Annotated in this window: 13 protein-coding genes and 2 pseudogenes; 3 read left to right on the forward strand and 12 right to left on the reverse strand. The window is 40.2% G+C overall.

Translation table 11 applies throughout. The annotated features are described in order from the left end of the window. Nucleotides 1-2: 2 nt before the first annotated feature. The 4 genes and pseudogenes from MHB46_RS01365 to MHB46_RS01380 all read right to left on the reverse strand — a co-directional run. On the reverse strand, nt 3-8,642 hold the full coding sequence (locus MHB46_RS01365) for a non-ribosomal peptide synthetase/type I polyketide synthase (RefSeq protein WP_341161357.1): 8,640 nt from the start codon (nt 8,640-8,642) through the stop codon (nt 3-5). Next, nucleotides 8,635-9,915, reverse strand: coding sequence for a diaminobutyrate--2-oxoglutarate transaminase (gene ectB, locus MHB46_RS01370; protein WP_025719505.1), 1,281 nt, complete (start codon nt 9,913-9,915; stop codon nt 8,635-8,637). The genes MHB46_RS01365 and ectB overlap by 8 nt, the downstream gene beginning before the upstream one ends. 215 nt (nt 9,916-10,130) lie before the next feature. After that, nucleotides 10,131-10,538, reverse strand: coding sequence for a transglycosylase SLT domain-containing protein (locus tag MHB46_RS01375; RefSeq protein WP_230486250.1), 408 nt, complete (start codon nt 10,536-10,538; stop codon nt 10,131-10,133). Between the two features lie 120 nt (nt 10,539-10,658). Further along, nucleotides 10,659-10,778 (reverse strand): annotated as a pseudogene (locus tag MHB46_RS01380) (carbohydrate-binding protein); the annotation flags it as partial. 132 nt (nt 10,779-10,910) lie between these two features. Between MHB46_RS01380 and MHB46_RS01385 the strand changes: the two are divergent. Beyond that, nucleotides 10,911-11,093: a hypothetical protein gene (locus MHB46_RS01385; RefSeq protein ID WP_341161358.1), complete on the forward strand. Its 183-nt coding sequence runs from the start codon at nt 10,911-10,913 to the stop codon at nt 11,091-11,093. 496 nt (nt 11,094-11,589) lie between these two features. Here MHB46_RS01385 and MHB46_RS01390 read toward each other — a convergent pair whose 3' ends face one another. Continuing rightward, nucleotides 11,590-12,060 (reverse strand): Wadjet anti-phage system protein JetD domain-containing protein, encoded by a 471-nt coding sequence (locus tag MHB46_RS01390; RefSeq protein WP_023988778.1) that lies wholly within the window; start codon nt 12,058-12,060, stop codon nt 11,590-11,592. A 139-nt stretch (nt 12,061-12,199) separates the two neighbouring features. Between MHB46_RS01390 and MHB46_RS01395 the strand changes: the two are divergent. Then, nucleotides 12,200-12,533 (forward strand): annotated as a pseudogene (locus tag MHB46_RS01395) (transposase); the annotation flags it as partial. A 94-nt stretch (nt 12,534-12,627) separates the two neighbouring features. Here MHB46_RS01395 and MHB46_RS01400 read toward each other — a convergent pair. The 6 genes from MHB46_RS01400 to MHB46_RS01425 all read right to left on the reverse strand — a co-directional run bounded on the left by MHB46_RS01400 (nt 12,628) and on the right by MHB46_RS01425 (nt 18,466). Beyond that, on the reverse strand, nt 12,628-12,975 hold the full coding sequence (locus MHB46_RS01400; protein ID WP_028541583.1) for a hypothetical protein: 348 nt from the start codon (nt 12,973-12,975) through the stop codon (nt 12,628-12,630). 1 nt (nt 12,976) lies between these two features. Continuing rightward, a complete protein-coding gene (locus MHB46_RS01405; RefSeq protein ID WP_341161359.1) occupies nt 12,977-14,629 on the reverse strand; it encodes a site-specific integrase in 1,653 nt (550 codons plus the stop codon). A 463-nt stretch (nt 14,630-15,092) separates the two neighbouring features. Beyond that, nucleotides 15,093-15,671 carry a hypothetical protein gene (locus MHB46_RS01410; protein ID WP_341161360.1) on the reverse strand — a complete coding sequence of 193 codons (579 nt, stop codon included), beginning with the start codon at nt 15,669-15,671 and terminating at the stop codon, nt 15,093-15,095. After that, the gene (locus MHB46_RS01415) at nt 15,646-16,140 is read right to left on the reverse strand and encodes a hypothetical protein (protein WP_341161361.1); all 495 of its coding nucleotides are present in this window, start codon (nt 16,138-16,140) and stop codon (nt 15,646-15,648) included. The genes MHB46_RS01410 and MHB46_RS01415 overlap by 26 nt, the downstream gene beginning before the upstream one ends. Nucleotides 16,141-16,871: 731 nt before the next feature. After that, a complete protein-coding gene (locus tag MHB46_RS01420) occupies nt 16,872-16,997 on the reverse strand; it encodes an Imm53 family immunity protein (protein WP_081330761.1) in 126 nt (41 codons plus the stop codon). A gap of 500 nt (nt 16,998-17,497) precedes the next feature. After that, nucleotides 17,498-18,466 (reverse strand): NAD(P)H-dependent flavin oxidoreductase, encoded by a 969-nt coding sequence (locus MHB46_RS01425; protein WP_341161362.1) that lies wholly within the window; start codon nt 18,464-18,466, stop codon nt 17,498-17,500. A gap of 206 nt (nt 18,467-18,672) precedes the next feature. Here MHB46_RS01425 and MHB46_RS01430 point away from each other — a divergent pair, with 206 nt between their 5' ends. Further along, nucleotides 18,673-19,041: a winged helix-turn-helix transcriptional regulator gene (locus tag MHB46_RS01430; protein WP_341161363.1), complete on the forward strand. Its 369-nt coding sequence runs from the start codon at nt 18,673-18,675 to the stop codon at nt 19,039-19,041. Between the two features lie 14 nt (nt 19,042-19,055). Here the strand turns inward: MHB46_RS01430 and MHB46_RS01435 are convergent, their stop codons facing one another. Then, complete coding sequence (locus MHB46_RS01435; RefSeq protein ID WP_341161364.1) at nt 19,056-19,268, reverse strand: hypothetical protein; 213 nt, start codon at nt 19,266-19,268, stop codon at nt 19,056-19,058. Nucleotides 19,269-19,738: the final 470 nt, after the last annotated feature.

Below are 19,738 nucleotides of genomic sequence, written 5' to 3' on the forward strand. Positions count from 1 at the left end.
ATTTATAGATTTTCAATCATGCTTAAAATTTCTTCGATTTCCACTGTATCGTTAAGTCTATTTTTAATACTTTTTGCTATTGCCGAAATTGTAGGACCCATAAACACTTCTTTTAATGCAAATTCTATGTCAAATTCTTTATGAACCCTTGATACAAGATTGGTTGCCTTTAATGAGTCTCCTCCTAATTCAAAGAAGTTATCATTTACTCCAATCTTCTGGACTCCAAGGATTTGGCTCCATATCAGTACAAGCTTCTCCTCAATTTCACCGAATGGTGCAGCATAGTCTACCCCTGTATTAATATTTCCATCAGGGGCAGGCAGGGCATTTCTATCTACCTTGCCATTCGCTGATAAAGGCAGTTTTTCCAACTGTACAAAATATGAAGGGATCATGTAGTCTGGCAGATCTTTGGAGAGATACTCCCTTAATTCCGGTATTGTCAATTCACTTTCTCCAACTATATATGCACAGATGTACTTGTTCCCTTGGGGGTCTTCCCTTGTTGCTGCCACAACTTCTTTTATTGAAGAATGTTTTAGAAGCTGAGCTTCTATTTCTCCAAGCTCTATTCGGTATCCGCGGATCTTAACCTGATGGTCTATTCTGCCCAGGAATTCGATATTCCCGTCAGGCAGCCATCTTCCCAGGTCTCCTGTTTTGTACAGCCTTATCCCCTTTTCTTCTCTGAAAGGATCTTCAAGGAATACATGGGCTGTTTTTTCAGGGTCATTTAAATAACCCCTTCCTACACCTGTTCCAGAGACGCAGATCTCTCCTTTTACTCCGATAGGGCACAGGTTCATGTTTTTATCTGTTATATATAGATTCATATTTTGTATAGGCTTGCCTACAGGAATGTTCTCTCCTTCATGAGCAGCTTCCATAGTATATAGAGTAATATCGTCCGCTGCCTCTGCAGGTCCGTAGGCATTAACTACTTTAGTATTTGGACATAGGTCAAACCATTTCCTTACTATGCCGGATTTTACGGTTTCTCCCGTTATCAGCAAGTAATGAAGTTTTTCCGGTTTATTCCCTGTATTTTCCACATACTCAAGCATTAAAGCAAGGTATGAAGGTACCACCTCAAGGACCGTTATGCCATCTTCTATGATCCGATTCGTAAACCTTGCAACATCCTTTACTATTTCATCTGGATAGATGATAATTTGAGCTCCTATGGTTAGGGCTGCAAAGAACTGCCATACAGATACATCAAAGTATTGAGGCGAGTTCTGGGATATTATGCTGTTGTTAGTTATACAAAGTTCCTTTATTTCCGCATGGATGTGGTTTATCATGCCAAGATGCTCTATCATAGCTCCCTTTGGTACACCAGTTGAACCAGATGTATATATAACATAGGCCAAACTATTTATGTCTATATCTAGATCTAGGTTTTCGCCACTTTCAGCCTCAATCTCTTTTTCACACTGGTCAAGGTATATAATTCGGCCTTTATAGTTCTCACTAAGCTGCTGGGTCACATAATCTGATAAGGTCAACACATAGGCAGCTTTAGATTCCTTAAATATATCAAGCACCCTTTGTGTAGGGTATTTTGGATTTACAGGTATGTAAGCCCCCCCTGCTTTCCATATACCAAGTACCGATTCTACAAATAAGGGTCCCCTCTCCAGCATGACAACTACGGCTTCTTCTCTACCAGTGCCAGCCTTTAGCATGTACCTTGCTATCCTGTTTGCCCTTTGGTTGATCTGGCCATATGTAAATCTACGGCCTTCATACGCTACTGCTATATTGTCTGGACGTACTTTCGTCTGCTGCTCAAACAGGTGGTGTACCGTCAGGTGATGTTCAAATTCAACCTTCGTATCGTTAAAGCCGTATATTATTCGCTCCTTTTCTTCTTGGGATAACATATTGATTTCTGATAGTTTTTTTTCAGGGTTTGAGGTTATCTCTTCAAGGATATTAAAGTAATGCTGAACAAGCCTTTCTACCGTCTCCTTCTTAAACAGACGTGTAGCATATTCCATCCATAATATTATATTATGACCATCTGGTATCAACTGGAATGTTAGGTCAAATTTTGATGTTTTACTTTCAACCGGATATTTGGAATACTTTAATTCACCACGATGTTCCATAATATGCTCATCAGAAGGAACAATATTAAACATAACAGTAAATAAAGGATTTCTGCTTGAATCTCTCTTTACGTTAAGTTTTGTCACAAACTGATCAAACCTGTATTCCTGATTTTCATATGCTTCTAAGGAGCTTTCTTTTACTTCTTCCAAGAACTCAGTAAAGGCCTTATTTCCCTCTGGGAAATTCCTTAATGCCAGGGTATTTATAAACATCCCCAGTATTCTTTCAGTATCAAAATGAGTTCTTGCCGCTATAGGAGTACCAATAATTATGTCTTCCTGTCCTGAGTATTTATACATTAGTGTATTTAATGCCGCAAGAAGTATCATATACACGGTGGCTCCTGTTTGGGAGGAAAGTACATTTAATTTATCCATCAAATGACTGTCTAAATCAAATAGCAACCTATTTCCTTCAAAGCTTTGAAGGACAGGCCTAGGATAATCTGTAGGCATATCAAGGATAGGAATTTCACCCTTGAACCTATTAAGCCAGTATTCTTCCTGCTTTTTGTAAACCTCAGTGCTAAACAAGCCATTCTGCCACTGGGCAAAATCCTTATATTGCACCTCCATTGCCGGAAGGCTTTCACCACTTAATATAGAAACTATTTCATCAAAAGTCCTGATTATTGAAGTTCCATCCGAGACTATATGATGTACATCAAGCAAAAGTATTTGCCTGCTAGCATGGATTTCTATAAGACCTACTCTTATTAAGGGTGCTTTGCTTAAATCGAACGGTCTTACAAATTCATCGATTATTTTCTCTACTCCGTCTTCCTCAGACTCAAAATATTCTATAGTAAAATCAACTTCATCTTGTATCCTTTGCACAAGCTCCCCATCAATCATCTCAAAGGATGTCCTAAATGCTTCATGCCTTTGTATCAATGTTTTTAATGCTTCCCCAAGGGCAACCCTTTCAATCCCACCTTCAAATAAAATTCCCACAGGTATGTTATACCCAATGTTGTTACCCTCAAGATTATTAATGATATACATCATCTTTTGTGCAGATGAGGTTTCATAGTACTCTTTTTCAGAAACTTTAGGTATTCTTTCAAGCTCAGCCTTACCCATATTTAGGGAATCCTGTTCTGAAATCTTTCCCGATTCGTATAGCTTTGATATCATTTGCTCGGAAAGATCGTATATGCTGGAACCCTTAAGAAGTTCTACTATGGAAACAGGTGTTTTAAAGGCAACCTCCATCCTGTTTTTTATTTCGGTGGCCATTAATGAATCCATCCCAAAAACAGTTAGTGGTTGTTTGGTACTTAGATCCTCAGGATTATAACGCAAAACCTTCGCTACTATTGTTTTAATATGCATTTCAACGATATTCTGCCTGCTCTGTATTGGAGATGAAATAATATCCTCCAGGATATTAACATCCACCTTTGATTTATTTATATTCTCTTGTTGTCCTGACTCATCTTGCAAAAGAGTTTTAAGCACATGTGGAGAACTCATGGGTGAGAACCATTTTTCCCCAAACGTTTGCCACGAGAGTATAGGTAGAACCACAGACTGTGCAACAGCTTCTCCAACAAGGTGCTCCATAGCCCTAATTCCCTTTTCTACCGTTACAGATTCTATGGATTTTTGTATATAATACTCCGGATCACGTTCCATAAACCTTGCAGCCATTCCAACCTCTGACCATGGTCCCCAATTGATACTCAGTGCAGGAAGTCCTCTCGATAAACGGTAATGTGCAAGTGAGTCCAAAAAGGCATTCCCAGTTGCATATGCTCCCTGGCCTGGTGAACCAAATACAGAAGCAACTGAAGAAAATAAAATAAAGAAGTCAATAGGCCGTCCCTCTGTCATACGGTGAAGGTTCCATGCACCATTTACCTTAGGCGAAAGGACCCTATAAAAAGTCTCATCTTTACTAACCTCAAGAAATTGATCATCCGTAATACCAGCAGAATGTACAACACCTCGAATAGGAGGCCTTTCTTCCTTATCAAAATCTTTAAAAAATCCAGCAAGCTTTTCCTCATCAGTTACATCCACTGATCCAATATATACTGTTGCCCCCTGGGACTCCAGCTTACGAACAAACTCAATCCTCTCTGCAAGGCTGCTGCCTGGCTCTACATTGTTCCATTCAGAACGTTTTGGAAATTCTCCGCGTCCAAGCAGTACCAGATGTCTTGCTCCCTTGGCAACCATCCACTGGGCTGTAATCATACCTATGCCACCAAAAGCACCTGTAATAACATAACTTCCATCGGGGCGAAGATGTACGGGTACTTGATGCTGCATATCAATCCGCAGTTTATCGATTCTTGCTGCAAGTCTATTCCCATTACGGAAAGCAATTTGGTTCTCTCCATTACCTAAGACTTCTTTTAACAGCATTTCCATTTCACCCGCATTGGCCTCTATGTCAAGGTCTACAAGGCCTCCCCAATTTGAAGGCAACTCATGGTAACCTATGACGGTGCCAAGGCCCCATACCAACGACTGTAAGAATGCAGAATTTGGAGTAGCCCTGTTGATCATTTGGGCTCCTCTTGTAATAACCCACAGCTTAAAATTTAATCCCAGATTTGTGGTTGCTTGTACCAGGTGTTTTAATACAAACAGGTTTTCAAAACAAGCTTTTTCTATAGCTGTATTGCTAACTTCCTGGATCTCAAGGATATTGAGGCTCCACATATATACAATACCTGTTAGCTTCGTTTTAATTTTTGAGAATTCATCAAACAACGCTCTAAGATCCTCAATGCTTCGAGGGTTTATATATATCTCACGCTCTTCATACTGCCAACCAAAATTCTCACCAGGATATACCATAAAGCATTCTTCTCCCCTTTTTTCAAGGAGATTTGCCAGTTCTTTTCCTGCTGCTTTATGATCCACAAAAATAAGCCATGCTCCAGAGTTAGCAGCAGCTGTGCGGGTATCAACTTCTTCACTTTTTAGAAGCTCCCAGTTTATCTCATAAAGATAATCCTTAACTCTTCCAGCATCAGACCCTCCACTATTTCCAAGTTCCTTAGTTCTTATGCCCAGTATTTCGGCGATTAGATTTCCGTCCTCACTATATAGACGGATGTTGGCGTTCAAATTATTATCTTTCCTATCTACCATCTGCGTATGACAAAGCATGACAGGCTCCGGCCTTCCATAAAGCTGCACCCTGTCTATTCCTACAGGTAGGAATGATTGGCCTTCGTTATTTTCATCTTCATTAAGTGGTGCAACTGCCGCAATGGTAACCTGGAAACAGGCGTCCAATACCGCCGGGTGAAGACCGTAGATAGAGCTATCAATCTCCAGTATTTTAGGGATCTCGATCCTGCCAAGAGCTTCGTTATCACCTTTCCATATCTTGTCTATACCTTGGAAATAAGGACCATAATGGAAACCCATTTGATAGAAGGTTTTATAACATACTTCTTTTCCGTATTCTTTGGTACAATTGCCAAGTATTTGAATCAACTCATCTTTAGCAGTGATCTTTATGTTTTGCCGTTTTCTTATTGTGCCGGATGCATTGCATGTCCAAGTCTTATCTTGTCCCGGTATCCTGCTTGAAATCTCGAATTTTGCGGTTTTTGGATCCAAAACCACCTGCACCACAGGTGATACTCCTTGATTTAAAAATAAAGCATTTTCAAACTTTATATCTTCAACTGTATAAAAACCCTCTCCAAAATAGCTTCTGGCACAAGCCATTCCCAGCTCTACATACCCTGCTCCGGGGAAAACTTCTATACCTTGTATTTTATGATCAGAAAGATACGTCATATAGGTGGTATTAAGTTCAATCTCCCATATAGGGCTGGAAGTTTTCAAACGGCGTCCTAAAAACTTGTGCTTATTTTTTCCCTGCCTAAATTCACTTGATTCCTGCGTTTCCATCCAGTATTTATCCCATTGCCATGGATAAAGAGGGAGACTTACAAACTCACCTTGGTACCGGTAAATCTTGTTCCAATCTATAGGGTATCCCAGTGCATATAGATTCCCTAAGTTCTCCAGTATTGAAACCTGTTCGTTTTCATTTCTTTTTATAGAGAACAACTTCTTACCTTCAACGTTTTTAGCTGACAGACAATCAGAAATAGAAGCTGCTAAAACAGGGTGAGGGCCCACCTCAATAAATAAGTTATAATTCAACGAAATCATTTCATACATTGCTGCTTCAAAACGTACCGGCTCTCTTACATTTTTATACCAGTAATGTCCATCACACTCTGTACCCGTCAGCATTTTCCCTGTAACCGTGGAATATATCGGTATCCCGGCAGGCTGGGACTTTATTCCTTTTAATGCCTCCAATAGCTCCTGCTCATATGGTTCCATTTGGTAACTGTGATACGCTACATTGACCTTTAAAAGCCGCGCAAAAACCCCCTTATCCTGCAACTGTTTTTGGATCTGCTCAAGGGCACCAGGATCACCTGACAAAGTTACCGAATTTGGGCTATTGATTGCTGCCATTGAAACACCTTTTATGTTCTCATCCAGCAGGGCCACAACTTCTTTTTCTGGTAAACCTACCGCCAGCATTGTGCCCTTGTTTACTGCTTTTTGCTGTGCACGGCTTCTGTGAATACTTACCAACATGGCATCTTCAAGGCTGTAAATTCCTGCAACATATGTAGAAGCCACTTCTCCAACACTGTGTCCTACCACCGCATGGGGTATAATACCCAAGGATTTCCATACTTCAGTCAAACCCACCTGAACAGCAAAATTGGCAGGTTGAGCAAACTGGGGCTGGTCCAGACGTGAATTCTCCTCATCGGCGAGAAGTTCCTCCAGTAGAGACCATCCAGCATACTGACGTGTAAGTTTATCGCATTTTTCTATCATATTTCTAAACACAGGGTCTTTTTCAAGGAGCTGTCTGCCCATAGCCCACCATATGGGCCCCATACCTGTATATACAAAAACAGCTTTATTGTACTTTCCTGCCTCAACATTTCCCGCAGACATCCCCTGGCGTGCTTGTCCTTTAATATACGCTTCCAGGTTTCCTGCAAGTTCTTCCTTTGAAGATGCCGAAACCGCTAGTCTATAGTCATGATGGGTGCGCTTTTTGCTCATCATGCTTCCAATATCATATAAAGAAATACTTTCTCCACTTCCATTAATAAAATCAACATACTTTTGCGCATAGTTTTTTAGCGCCTTTTCTGAGCGCGCAGATATGGGAATCATATATGGCCATCCGGTATTTACATTAACTTCAGGAGTACCCTCTTTTTGGAGATCTGTAGCTTCCTCCAAGAGGATATGGGCATTTGTTCCTCCAAAACCGAATGAATTTATGCCAACCAATGCGGGTTGCGGCAAAGGCTCCAGGGTCTGAGGAATTCGTATACATAAATCGTCAAAGGGAATTTTAGGGTTTGGATTCTTAAAGTGCAGATGTGGAGGTATTTGCTTATGCTTTATGATTAGTGAAGCTTTTATCAGTGCGGCAACTCCTGCAGCGGCCTCAAGGTGGGCAATGTTTGTCTTAACAGATCCGACAATACACTTTTTATCTTTTGGCCTGTCTGTTGAAACCACTCGTGCTATTGCATTAGCCTCAATAGGGTCTCCAACCGGAGTGCCGGTGCCGTGAGCTTCAATATATGTTATATCTGAAGGTGATATTCCTGCCTTTTTGTATACCTCCTTCATTAAGTTTTCCTGAGCCTGCCCGTTTGGAACAGTAATCCCGTCTGTGTGGCCGTCCTGGTTTACACCCGATCCACTTATTACGGCATAAATCCTATCTCCGTCTTCGATAGCATCTGACAGGCGTTTTAAAACCACAACGCCGGCTCCTTCTCCTCTTGCATAACCGTTTGCACTGGAATCGAAAGTTTTGCACCGTCCATCGGGAGATAAAAAACCACCCTTACTTTCCGCTATGGTATACTCAGGTGTAGCTATAACACTTACTCCGCCTGCTATTGCGAGATTACATTCATTATTCAATAAACTCCCGCATGCAAGGTGTGTTGCAACCAAAGAGCCCGAACACGCTGTATCTACAGACAAACTTGGACCTCTGAAATCATATATATATGAAATCCTGTTGGACAACATTGTCATCATCATACCCGTTGCCGAATGTGTATCTAAACTTTCAACCGATTCGTTTTTAAATTGTATTGCTTGATAGTCAAGGGTGAAGCCCGCTACAAAGACACCGGTATTGGTTCCTGCTAGCTTGGCCGGATCCAAGCCTCCATCTTCCATTGCTTCCCATGATGTCTCCAGCATCAGTCTTTGCTGTGGATCAAGAAAGGCCGCTTCCCTTGGAGAAATACCAAAAAACAAAGGGTCAAACTCATCTATTTTATCTAAAAATCCACCATGACAGGTGTAATGCTTGCCTGGCTTTGATTTGTCAGGATCATAAAACTTTTCTAAATCCCAGCGGCCTTCGGGTAAATCGGAAGTCATATCTTTTCCCGCAGTCAATGCTTCCCAGAACTCCTCAGGCCCCCTTATTCCTCCTGGCAAACGGCATCCTATTCCTATAATGGCGATTTTATCCATAACTTTCGACCTCCAATACTTTATTTATATTCTCTTGAATAGCTTGTCTGATAATTGAACAACCCTGCTGCAAAAGTTCAAGCTCGATGGTTAACGGAGGCATAAGTTTTATAACACTGTCTTTTCTTCCTGCGCTTTCGATGATTAAACCGTTTTGGTAACATTCCTCTACTACTTTTTGCGTGATTCGCTCATCCTCCACATTGGAAAAATCAATACCCCAAATCAAACCTGCACCCCGAATGGTCAGGCCCTTATGTAATGACAAAATCTGCTTGGTTAAATATTCTCTTACAAATGCTTCCTTATATTTCACAGACTGTTCCAAATTATTCATTTCCCAATATTCCAACGCAGCTGTAGCTCCAATGAAAGCAAGCTGGTTTCCCCGGAACGTACCGTTATGCTCACCAGGCTTCCAGACATCAAGTTCCGGTTTCATCAGCAGAATAGACATGGGAAGGCCATACCCGCTGATTGACTTGGAAAGCAGTACAATATCAGGGATCATCCCGGCACGTTCAAATGAAAAGAACGGTCCGGTGCGTCCGCAGCCAACCTGAATGTCATCGCAAATCAGTAGAATACCGTGTCTGTCGCTAAGTTCCCTCAGCCTGAGCATCCATTCGGGTGAAGCTATATTTACGCCGCCTTCCGCCTGAATGGTTTCAAATATAATAGCCGCCGGTTTTTCGATTCCCGAGTGACCGTCGTTTAGAACGGCTTCCATGTATTCAATAGTATCGAATGAGTCAATTGGACTCTCGGAGTATGGGAAAAAGGTAACATCGGATAATGCTATGCCGGAGGAAGATCTTTTCTGAATGTTGCTGGTAACAGCCAGACTCCCCAGCGACATTCCGTGAAATCCTCCCATAAACGCAAATATACCAGTCCGTTTAGTGATCTTTCGGGCAAGCTTCAGCGATGCTTCTACAGCGTTTGTACCTGTAGGCCCGCAAAATTGAATTTTATAGTTTAACTTTCGGGGTTCCAATATGATCTGCGAGAATTTTTCGATAAATTCACGTTTCGCTTTTGTGTACATATCAAGCCCATGAGTAATACTGTCCGATTCAAGATAAGCGAGTATCTTTTGTTTGATGTATTCGTTGTTATGTCCATAATTTAAAGCTCCTGCTCCTGCAAAAAAATCAACAAATTTCTTTCCGGATTCTGAATAAATCAGTGCACCTTTAGCCCGGTCAAACACATCGTAGAAGTTTCTACAATATGCTCTTACGTTGGATTCATACTGCTCAAAAATTTCCATACTCATAATTCCTCCCTTAAACTGAAGTTAGTGTTTAAACACTAACTTCAGTTTATTTTTCCGGCCCAATGCACATCCATGTTCTCTCCCGGCTTGTGGTGGATGTGCATCGTTGCCTTTGTCCTCCCCCGCCCACTCCCGGTATTACTTACAAAACTGGGTGTACATGTACGGTAGGATTGTAAAACCTGCAAGGGTGGAAAATAAATAACATCTTAGTTCTTACCGCCATAGCCCTTATAAGTAGCGTAAACTGCATCTGCATATTGATTGGCCAGAATAGGACGGCCATAAGAGTCTGTAGCTCCCGGATACCAGTTATCTCCTCCGTTATAGTGTAATAAGCCATTATATATGTTGCCGAATCTAGTAATCTTTTCATTTAAAATCAGTCCGCCCAAGCATACCTGATCTTGTTCACTGCCGTGATTATAAGCACGGCCAAATTTTGAGCTGAATTGAGATAAATAAGCATTACGTGTGTTTGGTTCTACCTGCATCAATCCGTCGCCGGCTGATGGACTGCCTGGTAAGCCTGCTCCAAAGCTGCTTTCCTTTTTGATCACAGCACTCAGCAATAAAGCAAAATCTCCGCCTTTACCGAATTTATCGCCCGCATTCATTGTGTATGTCCATATGTGGCTTGGAACTTCGGAAGGCTTTGTTACTGAAGGACCTGTTGGTGGCGTTGTTGGGGGTGTTGTAGGTGGCGTAGTTCCGCTGCCGCCTTTCTTCCATAAAGCAGGAACATTGGATGGTTCCCAGCCTACAAGGGAAGTATGTGCCTGAAGACAGGTATAAGTACTTCCACTATATGTTACTGTATCATTTACCGCATATGCAGTATTTGGACGTTCATACAATATTTATACCATAACGAACATTGTTCGTAAAGAACAATGTTCGTTATGTGTTAGAACACCTACATGTTCTAACTTTAGAACTCTCATCTTTTTCGCGCCTCCAAAAGGCGGAATTTAGGAGAAGAGGATAATGTGACGATGCTGGAGTTACTAAGATTGGAGAATATTCAACTAGACAGCATACGTTCAAATAAAATGACCGTCATTCAACTGCTTCAGGAACTGCTAATTCAAAAAAGCTTAGAGGAAATCAGCATGATTTATCGGATTACAAATGGCATTTTTGAAACAACCGGGGGTACAAAGAATAAATAAAAGAAGATGTCATGGTCTTGGAGAATCGCGTGCTGTTTATTGTTGGTGTCTAGGGACAAGCTTACCGCCGGTGTCAGCACACGATCACGCTTTGATCGCTTGCTGTAGCCGGGAACTGAGAATGTAGTCTGCAACTGGCTCTTCATCCCCCATTTAAATAAGCCGCCAAGATACCCAGACGTTACCTTGCTCTACACCAACCTGGTAACAACCTTGTTTCCTTGATCGGCCAGTTACGGATTTACTTGCATTTTTATGGTAAAAATAGAAGGCTCAATTTTGATTTTTGTCCCAGTCCAAGAAAACAACTAATAACAATAAATGAAAAAAGCCGCAAAAGTCGCGGCTATTGTGAAATACACTGTCAATACAAAGTATTACCACGAATCTTATAGAATTCGGCAACAACCAGTGGCTGAAATACAGTTTATAATAGTATAGCTTCTTGCTCTAAACGCTTGCCCGTACACAACATCTCTCGAATTAATCCGTGAAACTAGGAATTATCCGTGTTTTCCAGTAGCTGCTCCAATTTGACTTGATAATCTGCAGTGAAGGTTTCTGCCCAATCCAAATGCTGATGGAAAGTAGTCTTATCCATACGATAGGGTCGTAGTTGTGGAAACACTGATTTTTGCAAATGCCGGAATATTTGGAACCCTCCCCAATCGATGTCGCCCCAAAACTGAACTTCAATCTGAAGACCATTTTTATCAAATTTATCTTGGATTTGCCGAAGAAAAAATCGTTTATCCGGTCCTGGAAAACCTCCAAGATAAACAACAATGATCTTCTTCTCTAACAAATTACCAATTCTCGATAACGATTGGATATATTCATGAAATACAGTTTTATTTCCAATGATAAGAATGCGTTCAGCCCTCAAATCTATCACGCGGCCTGCTTTCATTAATTGCGAGTGAACCGTCACACCAAAGAATAGTCGCTCCGGGAGAGATTCACCCATTTGTAATTCAATTCCGTACAAGGCTTGAAGTAACAATTTAGTTTGGACATAATCTTTACTTCAACTGAGATAAATTTGTCAATACTGACTACTAGATCAAAGTTGGAGGAATAAGCACATGGTGACCTGAAGCGGATTATTGTCAAAACAAGAATTACGTCAATTCGTAAAAGAGCATAATTTTCAATCGGCAGAAGATATTCAATGGACATTAAAGGAATTATTTGCAGATGTACTTCAAGAAGCATTAGAAGCCGAACTGGATACGCATCCCGGTTATGAGAAACATGATGTAAAAACAAACAAACGAGAAACAGCCGCGACGGCTACAACAGTAAGAAAACCGTAACCTCCGAATACGGTGATGTAGAATTTGAACCTGTAGTCGTGAAGAAAAATCAAACGAATGTGACCGGCATTGAGGAGCACATATGTATGCGAAGGGTATCAGTACACGGGACATTCAGGATCATTAGAATAAGTCAATATCTCCGAAACGCTGGCTGATTAATTCTCGGTACTGTCCGTTCTCTATGCGTAATTCGTCCAAAGCATCTTTATACGTACTTATAAGCTGTGTAAATGAGTAACCTTGGCTTGCAATTCCCGGTGCTCCTGGGCTACAATCTCAGGACTTGTAATCGTTGGTTCTCCTTCAGAGGCCGAGTCTAGGATTAATTGTATTTCCTCATTCAATTTGGTGAACCATTTTTCCAAATATTCCTTATAGGAACCCGTCCACAACATTCGCGAGCTTTTCAATCTGATTCGCGGGCGTTTTGCAATCATATCGTACACATCTGATTTTGAAAGACGCGATAATCGCCCCTTTTTGACATCATTTAAAAGCTTTCTTTTTACTTGTGCACATTCCCATGCCAAGTCGCTGCTACTGAAAGAAACCGGACGAGCCAATTTACTTTAACTCCCCACTTAAAATATAACAAAGCACTTCTGCATTAGTTGGATTAGGCTTCTCTTTAGACTGTTCACGAAAGTATGCCTTTGCTTTCTTAAAGAGCAATGAATGCAGTTTTTTCGCCTCATTTGGCGGCATTTTAAATTTATTTACCCAGAGACTTCTTTCTGTTTTGTTCAACCGTTCCTTTATATCCTCAGCCTTCTGAAAAACCATTTTTCGTTGTCCTGTGGACTTGAAATTTTTCTCTGCATCGAGACAATAGTAATAATGCAACATTTCACGAAATATGTCGGCCTTGTGCGCATCTTCTGTACCCTCATCAGGACTATAATCATCACATGCTCTACAATGCCCGGGTGTATGACCACAGTTTAGCAAGACATGTGCATTACAATTATGCGTATAACCACCTACGTTAACCTCGTGTAACTCATCTTCCAAATCAATAACTTTACCTTGGAAACGTGGTGATTCCTCTATAATTTTCTGGGTTAATTTATATGCTTCATCTAGCTTTTGAGGCGTGACCTCAAACTTAGATGAAATTTCGGTTATCTCATCAATGGCTACATATTCAGTAGACGAAATTCCAGCCCCTTCTGTCTTATCAGCATCCTCCCCTTCCGGTTTCTTTCTCCAAACGCCTTTTTGAAGTAGATGACCAAACTTTGCAACTTCTTCTGCAGACATTGTTTCCGTATAAGGCTTTTTTGAGGAAGGATGACTATGTCCGGCCTGCCTCTCTAGTAGCTCATCATTGTCTCCTAAGATACGCCGATAAGTAAGATGGAGCGCTCTTAGATTATGGGGTGTGAAATATGGCTTCCTAAGTTCAGGCCATAACTTCGATTGAATGCGAGTTAAAAAATTATACAGTCCGCTAGTTCGTATAGGGCCATCATTATGTTTTGAAGCCAGTAAACGAAGTTCCGTAAGGCCATCCCCACCCCACTCTCTTGGAAAAAATATAGGTTCTGATGGGGCAAAATGAATCAATTCGTTAAACCATCTTGCAGCATCGCTCTTCACTAGAGCGTGATGAACCCATTCATAGCCGTTTCGATCGGGTTGATTGCGAATGGTCTTGGTTTTGTGAAAACGAATCCAGGAATTATCCTGCGAATCTATAAATAAAGCATTCTGAAGCAAATTAACTATTTCATGAGGCCTTGCTGCAGTTGATAACATCAACAGGCAAGCCCGCCTATGACGAAAGTCCATCAGAATGTTCTCGTTAATTAAAGAAGTTTGATCGTTCATTAAGGTCTGCACAAGAATATAAGCTTTGGACATACTAAATACTCGTCCATGATCTTTTGACATAACACGTCTAGGTCTTGGCATAATCCGTTCTATGTTGTATGAAGCATTTGTAGTTCTTATAAGCCACCTAAGCCAATGTCGAAGCGCCACTCGGAAAAACGTCTTATCTTCTTGTCCCTTCATCTGGCCAAAAATCTCTGTGTATACTTCTGATATTGAATTCTCGCTTATGTCAGTAAGACCTTTTGATCGACATTTGATTGCAAAATACCGGATGTACTTGACTATCGCTTTCCAATAATTTATGCTGATAGTTTTTTTACCGTATCTGAAAAGTAAATTTCCTTCATCGTCGTAATAATCATCAGTTATTGAATCATTCACACGTTGCCTCAAGTAAGAAAATGCAAAGGTATAGAGACTCTCCTCAAACGGCGTTTGGGTTGGATATATTCCCGCGGCTATCCAGAGACTTCTTTCCGCTTCATCGCAAGGTATGAATACCCGGTATTGAAAAAGTTATTTTCTGATAGGGAGTAACAGTGTTTCGAATGCAATGTAAAATATCATCTTTGTTGTATTCTTTATTCACACAAAGGTGATGACCTAAAATTGCTCTAGTTGCTACGTCAATAATAACAAGAAGCCATACTCGTTCAATTACTTCCGTAATTGTATCTCCTTCAGGAGTGTTAAATGTTATAGTAAAAATAGCATCAATTTTATGACCATCAAATTGAACTCTTTGATAAGGCTTTGTTAAAAGCAGTTCGGTCTCCTGCTTTTCTTCTAATCTGGGTTGTCTACTATACCGATTAGATTTTGAAAAAAACTCATTTTCGAGTTTTTAAAAAAAACGATATAATGACCTATACGCTTTGTCATTAGTATTAAAGGGATAATCGTGAATTCCAAAGCCTTTTTCTTCGCATAAACTCATAAACAAACGGTGGATACCATCATTGGTGAGTGTATGCATCTGTGAATTTGGACCTTTTCGTCTTAAATAAGCGGCTGTGATTTTCTCTTCAATATCTGGATATTGTTGAAGTAATGCAGTGAAAGCTCCATTGAACTTAGTATTCTGTTGGTGAGATTCAAATGTTATGGGTGATTTTCGGTTATACTTTTTAATTCTTTTACGAGGAATCAACGCTCTAAAACCCCAAATTGTATTTGTTATAGGATCGAATTCTAAACATTTTTTCATAAAAGAAATCAGTTCTTTTTTACTTATGCCTGTTTTTTCTTTAATTTTTTCTAATGTAGGTTGTGACTGCATATATAACTTAATTGCCGCTTCTCTTTTTTTGAAGACTAATCTATCTTCAGGATTAAGTTGCATAATATTAACAATTGGCCAATTTGTGATATCCCTATTTTTAGGGTCTACATTTACGTTATCCCAGATGCGTCTTCTTGACATTTAAATGCACCTCCGTCAAGCTTGAAATTATGCATTCATTTTGGTTACAAACAAGAATACCATGATAGATTAGTGCATAAATATAATTTCGAGTTGTGGCAGGATGAAAAGTTGGGGGTATACAATTCTCTAACTCGCGTATTGTTATAGACCCATTAATAGTATTTTTTAAAATCAGATCGTAAAGATCTTTTTTTATATCATTAACCGGCAAATAATAAGGTATGAGAGTTTTTTTATTTGAAATTATAATCGGATTAATTCTTATATCTAATTCAGTTAAAACGCAGTGAGTTTTGTTATTTTCTGCACACCAAATTTTTTGAGCGTACATTTCATAAATAGCTTTTTGACTTGAACGTTTGTCATCAGGGTCTATTTGAGAGGAATATTTTATGAATATAAACTTTTCCTCATTTGCCGATTTAATCCACATATCAAAAACTGTTTCTACAACTTTACCAGCCACAGAAACTGTGATTTTATGTGGCCTCTCACAGTAATCCAAGACAGAAAGGTCAGTTTCAGTTAATACCCAATGATCATATTGAAGGGAATTATAAAGTCTGACCTCCCTACCAAGCCTCTTACTAAAACATAAAATCTATTTCTCCCCATCTCATTCTCTATCTTTCGGACTGGTGAGTACATAATATGCATTTCCTCCAATATTTTGTAGAAGTTTGACATAGTTCTATATATTCGATCTTTGATTAAACACTCCTTTGTTGAAAAAACACCTTTTCTGTCGAATTCTAAAAAAGTATCGAACGGATTTTTTCATGTAAACGTTTGTTGGAAAAGCGTTATTCATCTTCTAAAGTTTGTTTCTGAACAGATAAGCATAGCTGTATCAGTAATGCTATTGCATAAGACTTTTACTTCTCCAGTCAAGTAGGTAACTTAGTGTCATTTCCCAGTCAAGTAGGCAACTTTGTGTCACGAAATAATGACACAAAGTTGCCTACTAAAAACAGAAAAATCCTTATAAAATAAGGGTTTCTTTGGTAGGTAACTTTGTGTCGATGTACATGAATAGGAGAATTTTGTTTTTTTTCAGCACACGTTCAACCCAAAGTCTTTTGGCTTCTGCTTTATCTTGAGCTAGCTTGGTTCCACAGTTAAGAAAACCCGCCTAAGCATGGGTTAAAAAGTTCTAAGGCTTAACATCTGTTTTATCATTCTCTGCGATACCGAGTATTAATCTAACTTTACCCATCTATAGAATATAGATAGCATTTCACCTAGATTTCCTGGGCCCCCTGCAGAAAATAAACTGCTCTCGATATTGCAGTGAATCCAGTCATCATCGCTTCTCTCTATTATAAGCGCATTAAATTTTTTGTTTCTAGTTCTGTTTCTTTTAAATTAATTTAAATTTGCCATCCTGGATTATCAAGCGTTGTTATTTTTATTCGTTCTTGATGCTCTCAATCTTCATCGCAGTGTAAATAATACCATTCTTGTAACCAAGTTGATATATCCAATCATTCGGTGAACGGAGCTTTAATAGGACGGCCTTCATAATACTTCAGTCTGATATTATCATAGACGGCTCTAATTGCTCTTTATCGAGTGGCTGATACTGGTTTTCAAATAATACCATGGATTAGAGGTAACCGCGGCTTAAGAGCAGGCTTATCTCCCGACGGAATACCGATACATAGCCCCACCAACGGAATCACATATTTAGGTAAATTCGTTTGATTAGCTGCCTTAAAGATGGCCTCCCGTTGTTCCGCCGTCAGGGTTTATTCGCATAAGAACGAACAGAGGTATGATTTTGAAGTAATTCAAGCGTATTATTCAAAGGATGGGTCTCCGTTTTACTTAATACCAGCTGCCAACTCATCAACCACTTCTTGTACAGTTTGGATCTTTTTGATTGGCGTAATTCCAGTACCAACAGTGATAATACCACCTTCGCCGTTACCTTCAAGCATACCGATACGGATTACACTTGAACTACCCCCAACCTTAGCAATTTCTTCACGAGATGCGCCCTGGTTATCCATAGCCACCAATTTTTCAGCAAACGGTGTAGACAACGAACGGTAGTAAGCTGGTAAAGTACGGTACAACAACAAATCTGCTGCAGATGAATCCACTATCATTTGCTTTACTGATTGTGCTGCGGGGTTTTCAACAGTAGGAATAAAACGGCTTCCTAAAAAGACACCTTCTGCCCCCAATTCAAAGGCGCTGGCAACACCGCGAGCATCACCGATTCCACCAGCAGCGATAACTGGAATATCAAGCACATCAACGATCATAGGAGTTATTGTAAACGTACCAATGATACTTGTTGGCAATGTTCCACCCTCATCAAATCCAGTAACAACATAAACGTCAACACCCATAGCTTGAGCAGCCTTTGCATCTTCGATCGTTGGAGTCAAAGGACGATAAACAATCTTAATGCCCGCTTCCTTTAATGGGGTAATGATCTTTTCAGTCAATGTTCCTTCAACACCATTAAGAAGAATAACTTGAACACCTTCTTCAATGACAACTTCTAAAATTGGCCAAGTGAACTTCATATCTGCATCAGTAATCAAAGTTGTACCAAATGGTTTATCCGTCAGTTCCTTTGTTTTACGAATCTCGCGGCGCATACGTTCTGCGGTTTCCTCTGGAGAGGTTGTAATTGTCGTTTGACCGGCATTCGGACCAAGAATCCCTAAACCACCCGCATTACTCACGGCAGCAACAAATTCAGCATTCGTAATCCAACTCATAGGTCCTTGTAAAATGGGCTTTTCAATACCAAGAATTTCTGTTACACGATTTTTCATAATTATTATCCTTTCTTTAGCACCATTATTGGCATAATACTGTAAAGCTTAATTGGTCTGCTCTCCGGATTTGTTACAATAATCATTAGCTTGCTAATTAGTTAGCAGCCTTGGCACTATCATAAGTCCATACGTTTCATTTGCAAAGAAGGCAATTTAAATGAACGTAGTACATATTTTTGTACTTTTAGACTGGGAGCGATATCATGAGGGGATGTAATGAAGGATTTGAAAAAGAGTTTATTGATAAAAAAAGAAATATGTACGCAATAGCCTTTACGCAAAATGTACTTTCGGGGCGATGGAAATATTTCATTATCTGGTATCTGGAAGGGGAAAGACGCCGGTTTACCGAGATAAAAAATTTCCTGAGAGGCTTGTCGCAAGGCTCGCTCACCAAGCAACTCAAGGAGCTTGAGGACGACGGAATTATTCAGCGCGATGTGTATCCGGAAGTTCCGCCACGGGTCGAATATTCGCTGACAGAGAAAGGAAACAAACTGCTGCCTGTCCTAAAGAAGATGGAGGAATTCGGTAAAGAATATGGGGAGAAGCCTGAATTAGATGAAGGATAAAGGCTACCCCCTAATCAGCCAGTCATTCTAGTCCACCTCAAAAGGAATGGCCTTGCCACTACTTCTAATTGCATAACATATCGGGTAACAGTTACTCCCAATTGAGCAGATTTTGCAGCTGAATATGCCCCTCCTTCGCCTATATTGATCCAAGATAATACGGATAGGATATTCAGAATCGAACCCCCTCCATTCTTCTCAATCACTGGTGCGAACGTGCGAATCATTGAAAGTGTACCAGAAACATGAGTGTCGAATTACAAATGAATATCATCCAGCTCACCTGTGAGCAGAGAAGCACCCGTTGCTGAACCAGCGTTGTTTAATTAGAAGGGTAACATCCCCTGCGATCTCTGCTGCAGCTACCACAGATTTCGGATCAGTAATATGAGTTGTAGTGGAATAGCACCAGGCAGATCGACTGATTCTGGGTTCCTCGCACCAGCGTATACTTTAGCTCCTCTTGCTAAAGTTCAAGAGCTAGATGTTTGCCTAAACCTCGATTTGAATCGCTGACAATAGCAACTTGTTTTGAAATATCCATTTTGATACACCGAATCATTAAATTAAATACATTTTTATCTCCCATCCAAATAAAATTGGTTCAGCTTCGTTTTACAAGTACCTGCCGTTCTCCTTTGCCATTTCGAATGGCAAGCTGCTCTGACTATTCGGTTTGCTTGGAGTGACTGCAGGA

This window comes from Paenibacillus sp. FSL H7-0703, assembly GCF_038003485.1.
GTDB classification, from domain to species: Bacteria; Bacillota; Bacilli; order Paenibacillales; family Paenibacillaceae; genus Paenibacillus; species Paenibacillus polymyxa_B.